Below are 18,070 nucleotides of genomic sequence, written 5' to 3'. Positions count from 1 at the left end.
CAAGGTTGCATCATGTCCCCAGGGCTGGCAAGCGGCCATGTGGGGGGTCATGAGTATGTTTTCGGCGGCGGGGCTGGAATCCTTAGGGCGGGTGTTCGTCTTGGGCTGTTTGTCGCGTGTGAGATCGAGCGCCGCCCGCTCCTACGTTTGTTTCGGGCCAATTTCCTTGTGGAATTTGTGCGCGGACGCCTAGTGCATGGCTTGATATCGCGTCGTACAAACAAGACGGTCGCGTGCGCCTGTCACAGGCGTTACTGGCCAGAAACAAACGTAGGAGCGAGCGCAGCTCGCGATGCGCCGCGTGGGCGGCGCTCAATCTCACAGGCACAAAAGATGCTGCGACAGGCAAAAAAAGCCCCGCCAATTGGCGGGGTTGAGGTACGAGCGTGGCAGCTCGAAAAGGGTACCCGCCTCCCCGGGGGGAGGCAGGTGGACTGCGTGTTACAGCAGCATGGTGCGGATATCGCCCAGCACGTCGCCCAGGCGCTTGGTGAAGCGCGCGGCGGCAGCGCCGTTGATCACACGGTGATCGTAGGACAGCGACAGCGGCAGCATCAGCTTCGGCTGGAAGGCCTTGCCATCCCAGACCGGCTGCATGGTTGCCTTGGAGACACCGAGGATCGCCACCTCAGGCGCGTTGACGATCGGCGTGAAGCCGGTGCCGCCAATGTGGCCGAGGCTGGAGATGGTGAAGCAGGCGCCCTGCATGTCGTCGGCCGAGAGCTTCTTGGTGCGGGCTTTCTCGGCGAGCGAGGCAGCTTCGGCAGCCAGTTGCAGCAGGCTCTTCTGGTCGACGTTCTTGATCACAGGGACCAGCAGACCGTCCGGGGTGTCCACGGCGAAGCCGATGTGCACGTACTTCTTGCGGATGATCGCCTTGCCGCTTGGCGCCAGCGAGCTGTTGAAGTCCGGCAGTTCCTTGAGCAGGAAGGCGCAGGCCTTGAGCAGCAGTGGCAGCACGGTCAGCTTGACGCCAGCCTTCTCGGCCACGGCCTTCTGCGCAACGCGGAAGGCTTCCAGCTCGGTGATGTCGGCGGAGTCGAACTGGGTCACGTGCGGCACGTTCAGCCAGCTGCGGTGCAGGTTGTTGGCACCGACCTGCATCAGGCGGGTCAGGGCCACTTCTTCCACTTCACCGAACTTGCTGAAGTCCACGGCCGGGATCGGCGGGATGCCAGCGCCGCCGGTTGCGCCGGCGGCTGCGGGCGCTTCCTTGGCCTTCTGCATCATGGCCTTGACGTAGACCTGCACGTCTTCTTTCAGGATGCGGCCGTGCGGGCCGGTCGCGGCAACTGCGCCCAGCTCGACACCGAATTCACGGGCCAGCTGACGAACCGCCGGGCCTGCGTGAACCTTGGCGTTGCTGCCGGCAGCCGGTGCGGTGGCAACCGGAGCAGGTGCGGCGGCAGGTGCTGGAGCTGCGGCAGGTGCGGCGGCCGGAGCAGGAGCAGCAGCCGGAGCTGGTGCGGCAGCCGGTGCGGCGCCAGCGACCTTCAGCTTGAAGATCAGGTCGCCAGTGCCGACTTCATCTTCCAGCTTGCACAGCACTTCTTCGACCACGCCAGCAGCAGGCGACGGGATCTCCATGGAGGCTTTGTCGGACTCCAGGGTGATCAGCGACTGGTCCGCTTCGACGGTATCGCCGACCTTGACCAGCATTTCGATGATCTTGGCCTTGCCCGACGAACCGATATCCGGCACGTGGATGTCCTGCACGCTGGCAGCGGCAGGTGCTGCAGCCGGGGCGGCAGCAGGGGCAGCTTCAGCAGCCGGAGCCGGTGCGGCAGCCTGGGCAGGCGCACCGGCCGGAGCCTCGGGCGCCGCAGCGGCGCCCTCGGCTTCCAGCACCAGCAGTTCGTCGCCTTCTTTCAGGCGGTCGCCCAGCTTGACCTTCAGTTCCTTGACGATACCGGCCTTCGGCGCCGGGATCTCCATGGAGGCCTTGTCGGACTCCAGGGTCAGCAGGCTCTGGTCGGCCTCGATACGGTCACCGACCTTGACGAACAGCTCGATGATTTCACCTTCACCGCTGCCGATGTCAGGTACGCGAATGAGTTCGCTCACTTAAAAATACTCCTCAGCAGTCCAGTGGGTTGCGCTTGTCCGGATCGATGCCGAACTTGACGATGGCGTCGGCCACCACCTTCGGTTCGATCTCGCCACGGTCGGCCAAGGCTTCCAGGGCAGCCAGCACCACGAAGTGGCGGTCGACTTCGAAGAAGTGACGCAGCTTCTTGCGGCTGTCGCTGCGACCGTAACCGTCGGTACCCAGGACTTTGAACTCTTTGCTCGGTACCCACTGACGAATCTGCTCGGCGAACAGCTTCATGTAGTCGGTAGAGGCGACAACCGGGCCTTTGCGGCCGGCCAGGCACTGCTCGACGTAGGTCTGCTGTGGCTTCTGGCCAGGCTTCAGGCGGTTGGCGCGTTCCACGGCCAGGCCGTCGCGGCGCAGTTCGTTGAAGCTGGTGACGCTCCACACGTCGGCACCGACGTTGAACTCTTCACGCAGGATCTTCGCAGCTTCGCGGACTTCGCGCAGGATGGTGCCGGAGCCCATCAGCTGTACGTGGTGCGCGGCTTCGCGGGTGTCGTCCTCGAGCAGGTACATGCCCTTGATGATACCTTCCTCGACACCGGCCGGCATGGCTGGCTGCTGGTAGGACTCGTTCATCACGGTGATGTAGTAGAAGATGTCCTGTTGCTCTTCGGTCATCTTCTTCATGCCGTCCTGGATGATCACCGCCAGCTCGTAGCCGTAGGTCGGATCATAGGTGCGGCAGTTCGGGATGGTGCCCGCCATCATGTGGCTGTGACCGTCTTCGTGCTGCAGGCCTTCACCGTTGAGGGTGGTACGGCCGGCGGTACCGCCGATCAGGAAGCCACGGGTGCGGCTGTCGCCAGCGGCCCAGGCCAGGTCGCCGATACGCTGGAAGCCGAACATCGAGTAGAAGATGTAGAACGGCAGCATCGGCTGGTTGTGGCAGCTGTACGAGGTACCGGCAGCGATGAACGACGACATGGCGCCGGCTTCGTTGATGCCTTCCTCGAGGATCTGGCCCTTCTTGTCTTCGCGGTAGAACATCACCTGGTCTTTATCGACTGGCTCGTAGAGCTGGCCGACCGACGAGTAGATGCCCAGCTGGCGGAACATGCCTTCCATACCGAAGGTACGGGCTTCGTCCGGGATGATCGGGACGATGCGCTGGCCGATTTCCTTGTCCTTGACCAGCTGCGCGAGGATCCGCACGAAGGCCATGGTGGTAGAGATTTCGCGGTCGCCCGAACCGTCCAGGATCGCTTTCAGCGTTTCCAGTGGCGGGGTCGGCACGCTGAAGCTCTGGGCACGGCGCTGTGGCACGAAACCACCCAGTGCGGCGCGACGCTCGGCCAGGTACTTGGCTTCGGCAGAACCTTCTTCGGGCTTGAAGAACGGCAGGTTCTCGAGCTCGGCATCCTTGACCGGGATGTCGAAGCGGTCACGGAAGTGACGCAGGCTGTCGACGTCGACCTTCTTGGTGTTGTGCGCGGTGTTCTTGGCTTCGCCGGCACCGGTACCGTAACCCTTGATGGTCTTGGCCAGGATGACGGTCGGCTGGTCCTTGTGGTTGACCGCCTGATGGTAGGCCGCATAGACCTTGTACGGGTCATGGCCACCACGGTTGAGCTTCCAGATCTCGTCGTCGGACAGGTCTTCGACCATGGCCTTGAGCTCTGGGGTGTTGAAGAAGTGCTGACGCACGTAGGCGCCGTCTTTGGCCTTGTAGTTCTGGTATTCGCCGTCGATGACTTCGTCCATGCGGCGCTGCAGGGCACCGTTGGTGTCCTTGGCGAACAGTGGGTCCCAGAAACGGCCCCAGACGACCTTGTTGACGTTCCAGCCACCGCCACGGAACACGCCTTCGAGTTCCTGGATGATCTTGCCGTTGCCGCGAACCGGGCCGTCGAGGCGCTGCAGGTTGCAGTTGATGACGAAGATCAGGTTGTCCAGCTTCTCGCGGCCAGCCAGGGCGATCGCGCCCAGGGATTCCGGCTCGTCGCACTCGCCGTCGCCCATGAAGCACCAGACCTTCTGCTTGCCGGCCGGGATGAAGCCACGGGCTTCCAGGTACTTCATGAAGCGTGCCTGGTAGATCGCCTGGATCGGGCCCAGACCCATGGAAACGGTCGGGAACTGCCAGAAGTCAGGCATCAGCCAAGGGTGAGGGTACGAAGACAGGCCTTTGCCGTCCACTTCCTGACGGAAGTTGTTCATCTGGTCTTCGTTGATGCGGCCTTCCATGAAGGCACGGGCGTAGACGCCTGGCGAAGCGTGGCCCTGGAAGAAGATCAGGTCGCCGCCGTGTTCTTCGGTCGGGGCCTGGAAGAAGTAGTTGAAGCCGATGTCGTACAGGGTGGCACTGGAGGCGAAGCTGGAGATGTGGCCGCCCAGGTCCGAATCCTTCAGGTTGGTGCGCATCACCATGGCCAGCGCGTTCCAACGCACCATCGAGCGAATGCGGCGTTCCATGAACAGGTCGCCAGGCATGCGTGCTTCGTGGGTGACGGGGATGGTATTGCGGTATGGCGTGGTGATCGCGTATGGCAGCTGGGAGCCACTGCGGGTGGCCAGCTCGCCCATGCGGGTCATCAGGTAATGAGCGCGGTCTTCGCCTTCTTTGTCGAGGACCGACTCCAGGGCATCCAGCCATTCCTGGGTTTCGATTGGATCGAGGTCTTGCATGGCTTGCTCCAGGGCGGAAAGGCCACCAGAATCGGGGGCCTGAGTTTGCGACTGGCCTTATGGGCAGACGTCGTGAATTCTTGGATTACCGGAGTGTGCACCGGCGGCGTGTAGTTTTACTACATTTGCTTTCGTATTTCATGCTTTTGCACGGGCGGGGTAGTAGTAAAACTACACAAATGCGACGTTTAGTCGCACCTTGGCTTGTGAGGAAAAACGTTCATGTTGGTTGGCGTTGTGTCGCGAACGGGTGATTCTTGATGTTTATTGCCAATGATTCGTTTTTTTCAGCTATTTCCAACTTTTGTACGACAGTCCAACCGTGGTCGAGCTTCCCCGTGGCCGCATTCAACCCTCTCATTCACGCCGATCAAGGATAGACCATGCGCCTGCCTTTGCCGCTCGAACTGCCTGCCACCCTGCAACCGCTGGTCGCGCGTAACCAGCAGTTTCTGCTCGATGCGCTGGCCGGCCATCCCGACCTCGACCTGACGGCGTGGAGCCCGGTCCACCGCCAGCAATTCGACCAGGTGGCGGCGGCCAGCGATTTCGTCCTTGGCCTGGCCCAGCGCGAGCCGGCCATGCTGTTCGCGCTGCAGGCCAGCGGTGAACTGGACCGCCGCTATGCGCCGGGCGAGCTGCGCGGTCATATCGCCGCCGCTGTCCAGGCCGCGCAGGGCGAAGACGAACTGGCGCGCAACCTGCGCCGCGAGCGCAACCGCCAGCAACTGCGCATCATCTGGCGCGACATCACTCGCCAGGCCGAGCTTGGCGAAACCTGCCGCGACCTGTCCGACCTGGCCGACGCGGCCATCGACGAAGCCTATCAATGGCTGTACCCGCGCCACTGCCAGCAGTTCGGCACGCCGATCGGCAGCCGCAGCGGCCAGCCCCAGCACATGGTGGTGCTGGGCATGGGCAAGTTGGGGGCGGTGGAGCTGAACCTGTCTTCGGACATCGACCTGATCTTCGCCTTCCCCGAAGGCGGCGAAACCGAAGGGGTCAAGCGTGCACTGGACAACCAGGAGTTCTTCACCCGGCTGGGCCAGCGGCTGATCAAGGCGCTCGACCCGGTGACCGTGGATGGCTTCGTGTTCCGCGTCGACATGCGCCTGCGCCCCTATGGTTCGGCCGGCGCGCTGGTGATGAGCTTCAACGCCCTGGAACAGTACTACCAGGACCAGGGGCGCGACTGGGAGCGCTACGCCATGATCAAGGCGCGGGTGGTGGCCGGCGACCAGGCCGCGGGTGCCCAGTTGCAAGAAATGTTGCGACCGTTCGTCTACCGACGCTACCTGGACTTCTCGGCCATCGAGGCGCTGCGCACCATGAAGCAGCTGATCCAGCAGGAAGTGCGGCGCAAGGGCATGGCCGACAACATCAAGCTCGGCGCCGGCGGCATCCGCGAGGTGGAGTTCATCGCCCAGGCGTTCCAGCTGATCCATGGCGGGCGCGACCTGAGCCTGCAGCAACGGTCGTTGCTCAAGGTGCTGGCGACTCTGGAGGGCCAGGGCTACCTGCCGACCGCGGTGGTGCTCGAGCTGCGTGAGGGGTATGAGTTCCTGCGCTACACCGAGCATGCCATCCAGGCGATTGCCGACCGCCAGACGCAGATGCTGCCGGACAGTGACCTCGACCGTGCGCGGATCGCCTACATGCTCGGTTATGCCGACTGGGAAAGCTTCCATGAGCATCTGATGCACTGGCGCAACCGCGTCGACTGGCACTTCCGCCAGGTGATCGCCGACCCGGACGATGAAGACGGCGAAGGCGAGCTGGTGGTCGGCGGCGAGTGGTCGCCGCTGTGGGAGCAGGCACAAGACGAAGAGGCTGCCTGCCGGCAACTGCAGGAGGCTGGCTTCAGCCTGCCGGCCGAAGCCCTGCGACGCCTGACCGGGCTGCGTGCCAGCCCGCAGTTGCGCTCGATGCAGCGCATTGGTCGCGAGCGTCTGGATGCCTTCATTCCCCGGTTGCTGGCCCAGGCCGTGGAGCACGACAACCCGGACCTGGTGCTGGAGCGCGTGCTGCCGTTGGTAGAAGCCGTGGCGCGGCGCTCTGCCTATCTGGTGCTGCTCACCGAAAACCCCGGTGCGTTGCGCCGTCTGCTGACCCTGTGCGCGGCCAGCCCGTGGATCGCCGAGCAGATCGCCCGTTACCCGCTGCTGCTCGATGAACTGCTCAACGAAGGCCGGCTGTTCAGCCCGCCGATGGCGCCCGAGCTGGCTGCCGAGTTGCGCGAACGGCTGACGCGCATCCCCGAGGACGACCTGGAACAGCAGATGGAGGCGCTGCGCCACTTCAAGCTGGCCCACAGCCTGCGCGTGGCCGCCTCGGAAATCAGCGGCAACCTGCGCTTGATGAAGGTCAGCGACTATCTGACCTGGCTGGCCGAAGCCATCCTCGACCAGGTGCTGGCCCTGGCCTGGCGCCAGACCGTGTCCCGCCACGGCCAGCCCAAGCGCAGCGACGGCAGCCTGGGCGACCCGGGTTTCATCATCATTGGCTATGGCAAGGTGGGTGGCCTGGAACTGGGCCACGGCTCTGACCTGGACCTGGTGTTCATCCACGACGGCGATCCACAGGCCGAAACCGACGGTGCCAAGCCGATCGACAGCGCGCAGTTCTATACCCGTCTGGGCCAGCGCATCATTCACCTGCTCACGACCCAGACCAACTCCGGCCAGCTGTACGACGTCGACATGCGCCTGCGCCCCTCGGGTGCATCGGGCTTGCTGGTCAGTTCGCTGGGCGCGTTCGAGCGCTATCAGCAGAGCGAGGCTTGGACCTGGGAACATCAGGCACTGGTAAGGGCCCGGGTGCTGGTGGGCTGCAAGCAGCTGGCGAGCGCGTTCGAGAACGTACGCGCCAAGGTCCTGGGGCAGCCCCGCGACCTTGACAAACTGCGCAGCGAAGTCAGTGAGATGCGCGCCAAGATGCGTGACAACCTGGGCACCAAGGCCACGGCTGCGGGCACCGCCGACAACGCATTCGACGCCGGTGTGGCGTTCGATATCAAGCAGGATGCCGGCGGTATCGTCGATATCGAATTTATGGTGCAATACGCCGCTTTGGCCTGGTCCCACGACCACCCGGCCATACTCCGATGGACCGACAACATTCGCATCCTGGAAGAGCTGGGGCAGGCGAAATTGATGCCGGCCAGCGACGCGATCCTGCTGCGCGAGGTGTACAAGGCGTTTCGTTCGGCGTCGCACCGCCAGGCCTTGCAGAAGCAGGCCGGGGTGATCGACGCCGCGCAGTTTGTCGATGAGCGCCGCGAGGTGCGGCGGATCTGGGGCGAGCTGGGGCTGACTTGAGAGCCGATCGCCGGCAAGCCGGCTCCCACAGATTCCGTGGGAGCCGGCTTGCCGGCGATTAGGGGCACAATGGAGCCCCGGTGGTACACTGTCCGCCACATAGCCTGAATATAAAGAGGGGAGGCCAGGCTTTACGCAGCCTGCAGCCTCCCCGAGCGTTTCTGGACTAAGCATGAGAATACTGATCATTGGCCCCAGCTGGGTCGGCGACATGGTGATGGCGCAGACCCTGTTCCAGTGCCTGAAACAGCAGCACCCCGACTGCGTGATCGACGTGCTGGCCCCCGAGTGGAGCCGGCCGATCCTCGAACGCATGCCCGAGGTACGCCAGGCCTTGAGCTTCCCGCTCGGCCACGGCGCGCTGGAGCTGGCCACGCGCCGGCGCATCGGCAAGTCCCTGGCCGGCCAGTACGACCAGGCGATCCTCCTGCCCAACTCGTTGAAGTCTGCGCTGGTGCCGTTCTTCGCCGGTATCCCCAAGCGCACCGGCTGGCGCGGCGAGATGCGCTTCGGTCTGCTCAACGATGTGCGCAAGCTGGACAAGGCCCGCTACCCGTTGATGATCGAGCGCTTCATGGCCCTGGCCTATGCGCCCGGCGCCGAGTTGCCGCAGCCTTACCCACGCCCCAACCTGCAGATCGAAGCGCCGAGCCGCGAGGCGGCCATGGCCAAGTTCGGGCTGGAGCTGGACCGCCCGGTGCTGGCACTTTGCCCAGGCGCCGAGTTCGGCGAGGCCAAGCGCTGGCCCTCCGAGCACTACGCCATCGTTGCCGATGCCATGATTCGCCAGGGCTGGCAGGTGTGGCTGTTCGGTTCGAAGAACGATCACCCTGTCGGTGAGCAGATCCGTGACCGGCTGATCCCGGGCCTGCGTGAAGAGTCCTACAACCTGGCGGGTGAAACGTCGCTGGCCGAGGCCATCGACCTGATGTCCTGCGCCGATGCCGTGGTCTCCAACGACTCTGGATTGATGCACGTGGCGGCAGCGTTGAATCGCCCGCTGGTCGCGGTGTATGGCTCGACATCCCCGGGTTTCACGCCACCGTTGGCGGAGCAGGTGGAGATCGTGCGCACGGGCATCGAGTGCAGCCCGTGCTTCGACCGGACCTGCCGCTTCGGCCACTACAACTGCCTGCGTCTGCTCGAGCCCGGCAGGGTCATCGCCGCGCTGCACAGCCTGGGTGGGCCTGACCTGATCGATACCGTGGCCGAGGTCGACTAAGTGCGGGTACTGATCATCAAGACTTCGTCGCTGGGTGATGTGATCCACACCCTGCCGGCCCTCACCGATGCCGCCCATGCCATCCCGGGCATTCGCTTCGACTGGGTGGTGGAAGAAGGCTTCGCCGAAATTCCCAGTTGGCACCCGGCGGTCGATCAGGTCATCCCGGTGGCCATCCGCCGCTGGCGCAAGAACCTTTGGCAGACCCTCAAGAGCGGCGAGTGGAAGGCCTTCAAGAAGCGTCTGCGCGAGCACACCTATGACCTGGTGATCGACGCCCAGGGTCTGGTCAAGTCCGCCTGGCTGACCCGCTACGTCAAGGCGCCGGTGGCCGGGCTCGACCGCTACTCGGCGCGTGAAGGCCTGGCCAGTCGTTTCTATGACCGACGCCTGTCGGTCGCTGTCGGCCAGCACGCGGTCGAACGCGTGCGCCAGCTGTTCGCCATGGCCCTGGCCTACGACCTGCCGGAAGGCATCGGCAACTACGGCCTGGACCTCGACCGCCTGCAACTGCCACCTGCCGCGCCGTACGTGGTATTCCTGCACGGCACTACATGGGCGACCAAGCACTGGCCCGAAGCCTACTGGCGGGAACTGGCCGAGCGTCTGGGTCGGCGCAAGCTGCAGGTGCGCCTGCCGTGGGGCAACCCGGCCGAGAAGGCGCGCGCCGAGCGCATTGCCCAAGGCTTGAGCAACTGCCAGGTGCTGCCCAAATTGAACCTGGCCGGCGTTGCCCGGGTGCTGGCGGCGGCCAAGGCCTGCGTGGCGGTGGACACTGGCCTGGGCCACCTGGCCGCGGCGCTGGACGTGCCGACCATCTCGCTGTTCGGCCCGACCAACCCGGGCCTGACGGGGGCCTATGGCCGCGTCCAGGTCCACCAGGCCAGCGACTTCCCCTGCGCGCCGTGCCTGCAGAAGAAGTGCACCTACAAACCGAGCGCCGACGACCTGCGCCGGTTCGATCTCAAACGCGAGTGGCCACTGTGCTTCACTCGCCTGAATCCCGAGCATGTGGCGAGCCGCTTGAGCGCGCTGCTGCTGGCTGAGGATGTTCGTTGATGCAACTGGCTTTCGTGCTTTACAAGTATTTCCCCTTCGGCGGGCTGCAGCGCGATTTCATGCGCATTGCCCTGGAATGCCAGAAGCGGGGCCACCAGATCCGCGTCTACACGCTGATCTGGGAGGGTGACATTCCGCCGGGCTTCGAGGTGCTGGTGGCGCCGGTCAAGGCGCTGTTCAACCACCGCCGCAACGAGAAGCTCAGCGCCTGGATGGCCGCAGACCTGGCCAAGCGCCCTGTCGACCGCCTGGTGGGCTTCAACAAGATGCCGGGGCTGGACGTCTACTACGCCGCCGACGGCTGTTTCGAGGACAAGGCCCAGACCTTGCGCGGCGGTCTGTACCGGCGCTGGGGCCGCTACCGGCATTTTGCCGAGTATGAGCGGGCGGTATTCGCCAAGGACGCCCATACCGAAGTGCTGATGATTTCCGAAGTGCAGCAACCGCTGTTCATCAAGCATTACGGCACCCCGGTGGAGCGCTTCCACCTGCTGCCGCCGGGCATTTCCCAGGACCGACGTGCGCCGGCCAATGCCGCCGAGATCCGCGCCGAGTTCCGCAAGGAATTCAACCTGGGCGATGACGACCTGCTGCTGGTGCAGATCGGTTCGGGCTTCAAGACCAAGGGCGTGGACCGCAGCCTCAAGGCCCTGGCTGCGCTGCCGTCAGCGTTGCGCAAGCGCACGAGACTGATGGTCATCGGCCAGGACGACCCCAAGGTGTTCCAGCTGCAGAGCGCCACCCTGGGCCTGGGCGATCAGGTGCAGTTCCTCAAGGGGCGCAGCGATATCCCGCGTTTCCTGCTCGGCGCTGATGTGCTGATCCACCCGGCCTACAACGAGAACACCGGCACGGTGCTGCTCGAAGCCCTGGTGGCCGGCTTGCCGGTGCTGGTGTCCAAGGTCTGTGGCTACGCCCACTACATCGCCGAGGCCGACAGCGGCCTGGTGCTGGACGAGCCGTTCGAGCAAGAGCAGCTCAACCGCTACCTGCAGCGCATGCTGGAAGCGCCGCAAAGCCGTGCCGAGTGGTCGCGCAACGGCCTGGCCTTTGCCGAGACCGCTGACCTGTACAGCATGCCGCAGCATGCAGCCGACGTGATCCTGGGGCAGGAGACCGCATGAAGCTGATACTGGCCGAACCCTTCAAGCGCCTGTGGGCCGGGCGTGATGCCTTCGAGGCCGTGGAAGCGCTGCAAGGCGAGGTCTACCGCGAGCTGGAAGGGCGTCGCACGCTGCGCACCGAGGTCGATGGCGAAGGGTTCTTCGTCAAGATCCACCGCGGCATCGGTTGGGGCGAGATCTTCAAGAACCTGCTGACGGCCAAGCTCCCGGTGCTTGGCGCGGGCCAGGAGTGGCAAGCCATCCAGCGCCTGCATGAAGTGGGTGTAGCAACCATGACCGCCGTCGCCTATGGCGAGCGTGGCAGCAACCCGGCCACCCAGCATTCGTTCATCGTCACCGAAGAGCTGGCGCCGACCATCAGCCTGGAAGACTACAGCCTCGACTGGGTCAAGCAGCCGCCCGAGCCTCGCCTCAAGCGTGCACTGATCGCCGAAGTGGCGAAGATGACCGGCGGCATGCACCGCGCCGGGGTCAACCACCGCGACTGCTATATCTGCCACTTCCTGCTGCACACCGACCGGCCGGTGACGGCGGATGACTTCAAATTGTCGGTCATCGACCTGCACCGCGCCCAGACCCGGGCGAAAATCAGCCGCCGCTGGCGTGACAAGGACCTGGCCGCGCTGTATTTCTCGGCGCTGGACATCGGCCTGACCCGGCGTGACAAGCTGCGCTTCCTGCGCGGGTACTTCCAGCACCCGCTGCGCCAGATCCTCGCCGAGGAGGCGGCGCTGCTCGCCTGGCTCGAGCGCAAGGCGCAGAAACTCTACGACCGCAAGCTTCGCTATGGGGATGCACTCTGATGGCGGGTTGGAACCTGGCGCCGGGTTATGAACACCTGGCGGCGGACTTCGGCAGTCTCGATGCGGTGTTTGCCCTGCAGGGCCAACGCCTGACCCGCGACCCGCTCAGCGAGGTCATCCGCATCGAGCGAGACGGCGTCCACTATTACGTCAAACGCTACACCGGTGCCGGCAAGCACATGCGCCGCTACCTGGGCCGTCCACGGATCAAGGCCGAATGGCAAAACCTCAAGCAGTTCGCCAAGTGGGACATCCCCACTGCCGAAGTGGTCGCCTGGGGCCTGGAGCGCAATGGCCTGGCCTTCGGCCGTGGCGCGATGATCACCCGCGAGCTGCCGAACACCGAAGACCTCTCGGCGCTGGCCGATCGCAACGACCCCCGCCTGGCCGACCGCCGCTGGGTCGACCACCTCAGCCGCCAGTTGGCACGGCATACCCGGGTCATGCACGAGCACCGCTTTGCCCACAACGACCTGAAGTGGCGTAACCTGCTGGTCGACGATCTGGGCACGCTGTTCTTCATCGACTGCCCGACCGGCGATTTCTGGCGCGGCTTCATGTGGCGTCACCGGATGATCAAGGACCTGGCCTGCCTGGACAAGGTCGCCAAGTATCATCTGTCGGCGACCCAGCGCCTGCGTTTCTACCTGCAGTACCGCGGGCGTCAGCGCCTGAATGTGCGCGACAAGCGGCGCATTCGCCAGGTACTGAGTTTCTTCGAGGGAAGGGAATGACCGATTACCTGGCCAGCGCGGACCTTGCGCTGCTCAAGCGCCATGGCCTGAACGACTTCGAGGCGCTGTGGGCGCTGCAGCTCGACGCCGTGGACGAACCCAACACCGGCCGTGGCGGCTGGAGCAGCGTGTTCCGCCTGGAGCTCGAAGGCAAGGGCTACTACCTCAAGCGCCAGAGCGACTACCTGACCCGCACCCTGTCGCGGCCGTTCGGCGAGCCGACCTTCGCCCGCGAGTTTCGCAACATCAGCCGTTACCAGAAGCTGCAGATCCCGGCCCTGCAGGCGGTGTTCTACGGTGAGCGCAAGCAGGGCGGCCAGCACCGGGCAATCCTGCTGACCCGCGCACTGGACGACTGGAGCGACCTGGAAAGCCTGCTGGCCCGCTGGCCGCAGCTGACCGAGGGCGAGCGCAGCGGCATCCTCCAGGCCTGTGGCCAGCTGGCGCGTACGCTGCACAGCGCCGGCCAGGTGCATGGCTGCTTCTACCCCAAGCACATCTTCCTGCGTCAACGCCGTGACGGCTGGGACGCGCAACTGATCGACCTGGAAAAGACCCGGCCGCTGCTGTTCGGCATGCGCGACCGGCTCAAGGACCTGGAGCCGCTGCTGCGCCGCGCCCGAGCCTGGAGCGAGGCGGACGTGCGCCAGCTGCTGGCCGTGTACCTGGCAACCCCAGCCGGGAGCGCGCTGGTCGATACCTGGCTGCAACGCCTGACGCAACGCCGTCGTGAAAAAGAGGCCCGCTGATGCGTTTGTCCGAATTGAAAGCCACCGGGCGCAGCCCCTCGCTGCCGCTGTCGGTGACCCTGGCCGATGCGGCCGGCAGCGCCGACCTGCAGTTGCTCAGCCTGCTGCGCGTGTTGCCGGGCCAGCGTTATGTCGGCGCCGGCGTCTGGCGCGGCACGCCGGTGCTGGCCAAATTGTTGGTGGGCAGCAACGCCGCGCGGCATTTCCAGCGTGAGCTGGACGGCGTCAAGCTGCTGGCCGAACAAGGCCTGACCACTCCCAAGCTGCTGGCCGACGGCCTCAAGGAAGGCGAGGGTGGCTGGCTGCTGTTCGAATTCCTCGACGGTGCCGAGAGCCTGGCCGACGCCTGGGCGGCGGTGGAACACCTGCCGGTGCTCGCGGACGAGCAGCACCTGGTGCTTGGCGAGGCGCTGACCGCCGTGGCGCAGATGCACGCCAAGGGCCTGTGGCAGGAAGACCTGCACCTGGACAACCTGCTGCGCCACGGCGGCAAGCTGTACCTGATCGACGGCGCCGGCATCAAGTCCGAGACGCCTGGCCAACAGTTGTCGCGCCCGCGCGTGCTGGAAAACCTCGGGGTGTTCTTCGCCCAGTTGCCCAAGCGCCTGGAGCCCTTCATCGAAGAGCTGCTGGTGCACTACCTGCTGGCCAATGCCGAGCACGCCTTGCCGATGGAGGCGTTGCAGAAGCAGGTGGACAAGGTGCGCAACTGGCGCCTGAAGGATTACCTGGAAAAGGCCGGCCGCGAGTGCACGTTGTTCAGCGTCGAACGCAGCCTGTCGGGCCTTCGGGCCATTCGCCGTGGCGAACTCGAGGCCATGTTGCCGGTGCTGGAGCAGGCCGATGCATTGATCGACCAGGGCCACCTGTACAAGACCGGCGGTGCGGCCAGTGTGGCGCGCATCGAGGTGGGCGGCCGCAGCCTGGTGCTCAAACGCTACAACATCAAGAACACCGCGCACTGGTTCAAGCGTTTCTGGCGCCCGAGCCGGGCCTGGCACTCCTGGATCGAAGGGCACCGGCTGGCGTTTCTCGACATCGCCACGCCGCGTCCGCTGGCGGTGCTGGAACAACGGGTCATGGGCCTGCGCAGCCGTGCGTTGCTGGTCACCGAATATGCCGATGGCCCGGACCTGACCGCATGCTTCGCGCCCTATGTGGAAAACGGCGATGCGCCGGAGGAGCAGATCGATGCGTTGGTGCACCTGATGCAGCAGCTGATCCGCGAGCGCATCAGCCACGGCGATTTCAAGGGCCACAATCTGTTCTGGCAGGACGGCCAGTGGTCGCTGATCGATCTTGACGCCATGTGCCAGCACGCCACCCAGCTCAGCTTCGCACCGGCCTATGCCCGTGATCGGGCGCGCTTGCTGCGCAACTGGCCCCGTGGCAGCGCACTGCACCAGCGGCTCGACCGTTTGCTGCCGAAGCTGGATTGAAGGTGGCTCTCATCGCGGGCAAGCCCGCTCCTACAGGATCAACGCTGTCCCTGGGCACGGCGCGGAACCTGTAGGAGCGGCTTGCCCGCGATGAATACCCCGCAAATTTTTCAGTCAGACTGGGCCGGTGCATCCGGCAGCGGCAGCCAGTCACTGCTGCGCCCGGCCTGACGCACGCGGATCAGCCACTTGCCGGCTTCCCAGCGCAACACCGCCCAAGGCACCACGCCGGCCTCCCGTGCCGCCGGGATGGGCAGATGAAACCGATCCGGCAGCAGATGCCTGCGCACCGGCAGTTGCCCCATGCGCAGCACCAGGTACAACTGCCCATCGGCCTCATGCAGTCCTTGCTCCGCCTCCAGCGGCACGCCATCCAGCGTTTCTTCCAGGTAGCAGTCGTCCAGCATTCGCTGCACATCCGGCAGCCCCTCATACCAGTGCAGCGGCGAATCGATCACCCAGCGCCCGTCGGCCGTGCGTTTCACCGGTTGCTGCAAATAGGCATCCGGCTGCTCGGGGTCGATGGCTCGCCAGCGCTGCCCGTCGAAACTGACCTTGTAGTGACGGTTGTCCTTGTCCTTGACGAAGTACAGGGACAGCCCGGCAAATGGTGACACCTGCTCATAGACGCCTTCGCCATAGATGCCGTCGATGCGATAGCGCAGGGTGCTGGGGGCTACCTGTACCTCGAAGCGCGTGGGCAGTGGCAATGGCGGCTGCTTCGGCATCCCGCGCAGGGAGCGCCGCAGCAGTCCGGAGCCGGAATAACCGATGGCCGCGTCGTTGGCATGGCTGAGTGCGTCGTAGGCATGGCGCAGCACGCCCTCGACATCGTCCTGTTTATACGCTTCGAAACCGTCCCAGATGTCGATGGCCATGCGCCCCACGGACAGGGCCAGCAACGCCCGGTTGGGCAGCAGCAGACTGATGAAGTCGACCAGGCGCCAGCTCAGGTCGACGATCGACTGGGCATCGACCTCCCGGGTCGTCCTGCTCTTGGCATCGGCGTCGGCCAGCACGGCGCGGGCTTCGGCCATGTAGCAGGCATAAAACAGATCGTCTTCGATCTCAGGCGTTTGCAGTGCCGGGCCAAGTCTGCCTTTGGTCAGCAAGCGCCTGACCCTGGCAGCAGGCAGCAGCGGCAATCGTTCAATCACATAGTCGCTGAGCCTGGGCTGTTGGCGCAGGGTGCGAATCAGCTCGCGGGTGTTGTGAAACCGGCGCCATGCCCTGCGGTCCGGCGCGTCCGGGGTGTACAGCACGCAAGAGGGAGAGCGTTGTGCAGTGCTGTTTATCAGCAGTACGCCTTGCAGCGTATGCCCGATGATGCGCAATTGCCTGACCTTGATCGCGTAACCTGCTGCCAGTGGGCGCAAGGCATTATGCGGTTGGTCGAGCACGGCGGTGACCCACTGATAGCCAAGCTCGAAAGCATCGTCGCCAAAGTGACCGGCATATCGAGCCTTGGCCGCTTCGGCGCGCATGCGGGCCCGGTTGATCTGGGCATGGCTGCGCAGCCGCCATTTGCCCGCCCTGGAGCTGATCAACTGGGTTTGCAGGAATTGCGCGTAACTGCCACCCACATTCAGTTCCCTGACCAGGGCCTTCACATAACCTGGCGAAAGCCCGGGTGGCAGAGCCGTGCCCTGCAGGTGTGTCACTTGTGCGGTCAGCCAGTAGTCAGCATCGAACCAGGGCAGGTTGTGCAGTGCCAGTTGATCCAGCGATCGGGTTTCCTTGACCATCTCGATCATGTCGTCGCCCACGCGCTTCATGCCTGCGGTGGTGACATAGGCCGAGGTCGCGAAGGGATGCAAGATCGCCCCGGTACGCCGCGCACGCACCACGCTGACCAGGATCTGTCCAGGAGGGAAGTCGGTACCCAGGTCGCTGCGCAGGCGCTCGGCCAGGCGTGCATTGGTCCAGGCAAGCAGGCTGTGCTGCTTGGAAAACGCCTCGATGTCGAGGATGCCCGGGGCCGCCGCCGTTTCAGCTGCCGCCACCAGTTCCTGCATCGTCTGCATGATGTGGCTCAAGCCTTGCGGGCTGGCGTTGCGCAGCCAGTGGGGAAGGTTCTTTTCCAGCAACAGCGAGTAACGCGTTTGCACCAGGGCCCGGCTGTCGATGTCCTGGTCCAGGGCCAAGGCTGTGGTGATCCGTTCGGGTGCCGCGTCGGGCCACAAACCTGGATCGTTCAGGCGCTGGCGCTGTGCCTCGATGAGCGCATCGATCTGTGCGTCGAGCAGGCTGTCGGCATACCAGTCATAGCGCAGACGCTGCGCGTGGTGGATACGTTCGGCCTGCATGCCTTCGCCGTAAAGTCGCAGCAGCGGCTGACTTTGCAAGGGGTCATCGAGCCTTTCGCAAAGCTCCTGATGCAAGTCGCCAAGCGTGTCGAACGCTTCGATGCCTTGGGTCAGCCCGCACAGCAGCACGGTGCCGGTCGACGCTTGCGCGGTGAGCATCTGGCCTTCTGCGCTACCAGCGACAATGACCAGTACCCCCGGAAGGTAACTGCGCCAGTTTGGGTGAAAGCCCTCGATCAGCACGCGATACACCTGGGAGCGCTCAGCCAATGGCAGGTGCCTGCGCTGGGCGGCCAGCGGCGAGGCCAGGCAGACGCGCAGCAGGGCGGCCTGGTCGTCGGTGAGGGTCTGGTCGTCCTGACGCAGCCGGGCCTCGGCGATCAGCTGGGCCTTGCGCAACTGCAGCAGGCGCTGCCGGGGTGTCTGGCCTTGGCTGTCCGGCGTGCTCCAGAAGCTGGCCAGGTCGCCATGCAGGCGGCGACGGCTGTCGGCGCCACGGTCGTGGGCCACCGGGAGGTTTGCGAGTAGCTCACGGATCTGTGCATCTATTCGTTCGAGTTGTTCGAGGGGGCGCATGTGGGCTGCTCCTTCTGA

The 18,070-nt window shown here is 64.8% G+C and carries 11 protein-coding genes; 8 read left to right on the top strand and 3 right to left on the bottom strand.

Features of this window, described 5'->3' with window-relative positions:
* Nucleotides 1–441: 441 nt before the first annotated feature.
* Nucleotides 442–2,064, bottom strand: coding sequence for a dihydrolipoyllysine-residue acetyltransferase (aceF, locus tag PPL01S_RS12340; protein ID WP_028625722.1), 1,623 nt, complete (start codon nucleotides 2,062–2,064; stop codon nucleotides 442–444).
* Nucleotides 2,065–2,077: 13 nt separating this feature from the next.
* Nucleotides 2,078–4,723, bottom strand: coding sequence for a pyruvate dehydrogenase (acetyl-transferring), homodimeric type (gene aceE, locus PPL01S_RS12335; RefSeq protein WP_028625721.1), 2,646 nt, complete (start codon nucleotides 4,721–4,723; stop codon nucleotides 2,078–2,080).
* Nucleotides 4,724–5,106: 383 nt separating this feature from the next.
* Between aceE and glnE the strand changes: the two genes are divergently transcribed.
* The 8 genes from glnE (at nucleotide 5,107) to PPL01S_RS12295 (ending at nucleotide 15,170) form a co-directional block, all read left to right on the top strand.
* Nucleotides 5,107–8,040, top strand: a complete 2,934-nt coding sequence (gene glnE / locus PPL01S_RS12330) for a bifunctional [glutamate--ammonia ligase]-adenylyl-L-tyrosine phosphorylase/[glutamate--ammonia-ligase] adenylyltransferase (RefSeq protein WP_028625720.1) — start codon at nucleotides 5,107–5,109, stop codon at nucleotides 8,038–8,040.
* A 172-nt stretch (nucleotides 8,041–8,212) separates the two neighbouring features.
* Entirely contained in the window at nucleotides 8,213–9,262 is a 1,050-nt protein-coding gene (gene waaF / locus PPL01S_RS12325; protein WP_016393280.1) for a lipopolysaccharide heptosyltransferase II, read from the top strand.
* Nucleotides 9,263–10,321 (top strand): lipopolysaccharide heptosyltransferase I, encoded by a 1,059-nt coding sequence (gene waaC, locus PPL01S_RS12320; RefSeq protein WP_016393279.1) that lies wholly within the window; start codon nucleotides 9,263–9,265, stop codon nucleotides 10,319–10,321. It begins immediately after the preceding gene.
* Nucleotides 10,321–11,445 carry a glycosyltransferase family 4 protein gene (locus PPL01S_RS12315; protein WP_028625719.1) on the top strand — a complete coding sequence of 375 codons (1,125 nt, stop codon included), beginning with the start codon at nucleotides 10,321–10,323 and terminating at the stop codon, nucleotides 11,443–11,445. The genes waaC and PPL01S_RS12315 overlap by 1 nt, the downstream gene beginning before the upstream one ends.
* Complete coding sequence (gene rfaP, locus PPL01S_RS12310; RefSeq protein WP_016393277.1) at nucleotides 11,442–12,248, top strand: lipopolysaccharide core heptose(I) kinase RfaP; 807 nt, start codon at nucleotides 11,442–11,444, stop codon at nucleotides 12,246–12,248. Before PPL01S_RS12315 ends, rfaP begins: the two co-directional genes overlap by 4 nt.
* Complete coding sequence (locus PPL01S_RS12305) at nucleotides 12,248–12,982, top strand: lipopolysaccharide kinase InaA family protein (protein ID WP_016393276.1); 735 nt, start codon at nucleotides 12,248–12,250, stop codon at nucleotides 12,980–12,982. Before rfaP ends, PPL01S_RS12305 begins: the two co-directional genes overlap by 1 nt.
* Entirely contained in the window at nucleotides 12,979–13,731 is a 753-nt protein-coding gene (locus tag PPL01S_RS12300) for a lipopolysaccharide kinase InaA family protein (protein WP_016393275.1), read from the top strand. The genes PPL01S_RS12305 and PPL01S_RS12300 overlap by 4 nt, the downstream gene beginning before the upstream one ends.
* Nucleotides 13,731–15,170 carry a lipopolysaccharide kinase InaA family protein gene (locus PPL01S_RS12295; RefSeq protein ID WP_016393274.1) on the top strand — a complete coding sequence of 480 codons (1,440 nt, stop codon included), beginning with the start codon at nucleotides 13,731–13,733 and terminating at the stop codon, nucleotides 15,168–15,170. Before PPL01S_RS12300 ends, PPL01S_RS12295 begins: the two co-directional genes overlap by 1 nt.
* 110 nt (nucleotides 15,171–15,280) lie before the next feature.
* Here PPL01S_RS12295 and PPL01S_RS12290 read toward each other — a convergent pair whose 3' ends face one another.
* The gene (locus PPL01S_RS12290; RefSeq protein ID WP_028625718.1) at nucleotides 15,281–18,052 is read right to left on the bottom strand and encodes a dermonecrotic toxin domain-containing protein; all 2,772 of its coding nucleotides are present in this window, start codon (nucleotides 18,050–18,052) and stop codon (nucleotides 15,281–15,283) included.
* Nucleotides 18,053–18,070: the final 18 nt, after the last annotated feature.

This window comes from Pseudomonas plecoglossicida NBRC 103162 = DSM 15088 (assembly GCF_000730665.1).
Classification (GTDB): Bacteria; Pseudomonadota; Gammaproteobacteria; order Pseudomonadales; family Pseudomonadaceae; genus Aquipseudomonas; species Aquipseudomonas plecoglossicida.
Note: the sequence above shows the minus strand (reverse complement) of the source record. Positions and strands in the feature narration are given on the sequence as shown.

Excerpts from the sequence above, each read along its gene's own strand:
- aceE (WP_028625721.1), bottom strand. The coding sequence starts at position 4,723 with ATGCAAGACCTCGATCCAATCGAAACCCAGGAATGGCTGGATGCCCTG.
- glnE (WP_028625720.1), top strand. The coding sequence starts at position 5,107 with ATGCGCCTGCCTTTGCCGCTCGAACTGCCTGCCACCCTGCAACCGCTG.
- waaF (WP_016393280.1), top strand. The coding sequence starts at position 8,213 with ATGAGAATACTGATCATTGGCCCCAGCTGGGTCGGCGACATGGTGATG.
- PPL01S_RS12315 (WP_028625719.1), top strand. The coding sequence starts at position 10,321 with ATGCAACTGGCTTTCGTGCTTTACAAGTATTTCCCCTTCGGCGGGCTG.
- rfaP (WP_016393277.1), top strand. The coding sequence starts at position 11,442 with ATGAAGCTGATACTGGCCGAACCCTTCAAGCGCCTGTGGGCCGGGCGT.
- PPL01S_RS12305 (WP_016393276.1), top strand. The coding sequence starts at position 12,248 with ATGGCGGGTTGGAACCTGGCGCCGGGTTATGAACACCTGGCGGCGGAC.
- PPL01S_RS12300 (WP_016393275.1), top strand. The coding sequence starts at position 12,979 with ATGACCGATTACCTGGCCAGCGCGGACCTTGCGCTGCTCAAGCGCCAT.
- PPL01S_RS12295 (WP_016393274.1), top strand. The coding sequence starts at position 13,731 with ATGCGTTTGTCCGAATTGAAAGCCACCGGGCGCAGCCCCTCGCTGCCG.
- PPL01S_RS12290 (WP_028625718.1), bottom strand. The coding sequence starts at position 18,052 with ATGCGCCCCCTCGAACAACTCGAACGAATAGATGCACAGATCCGTGAG.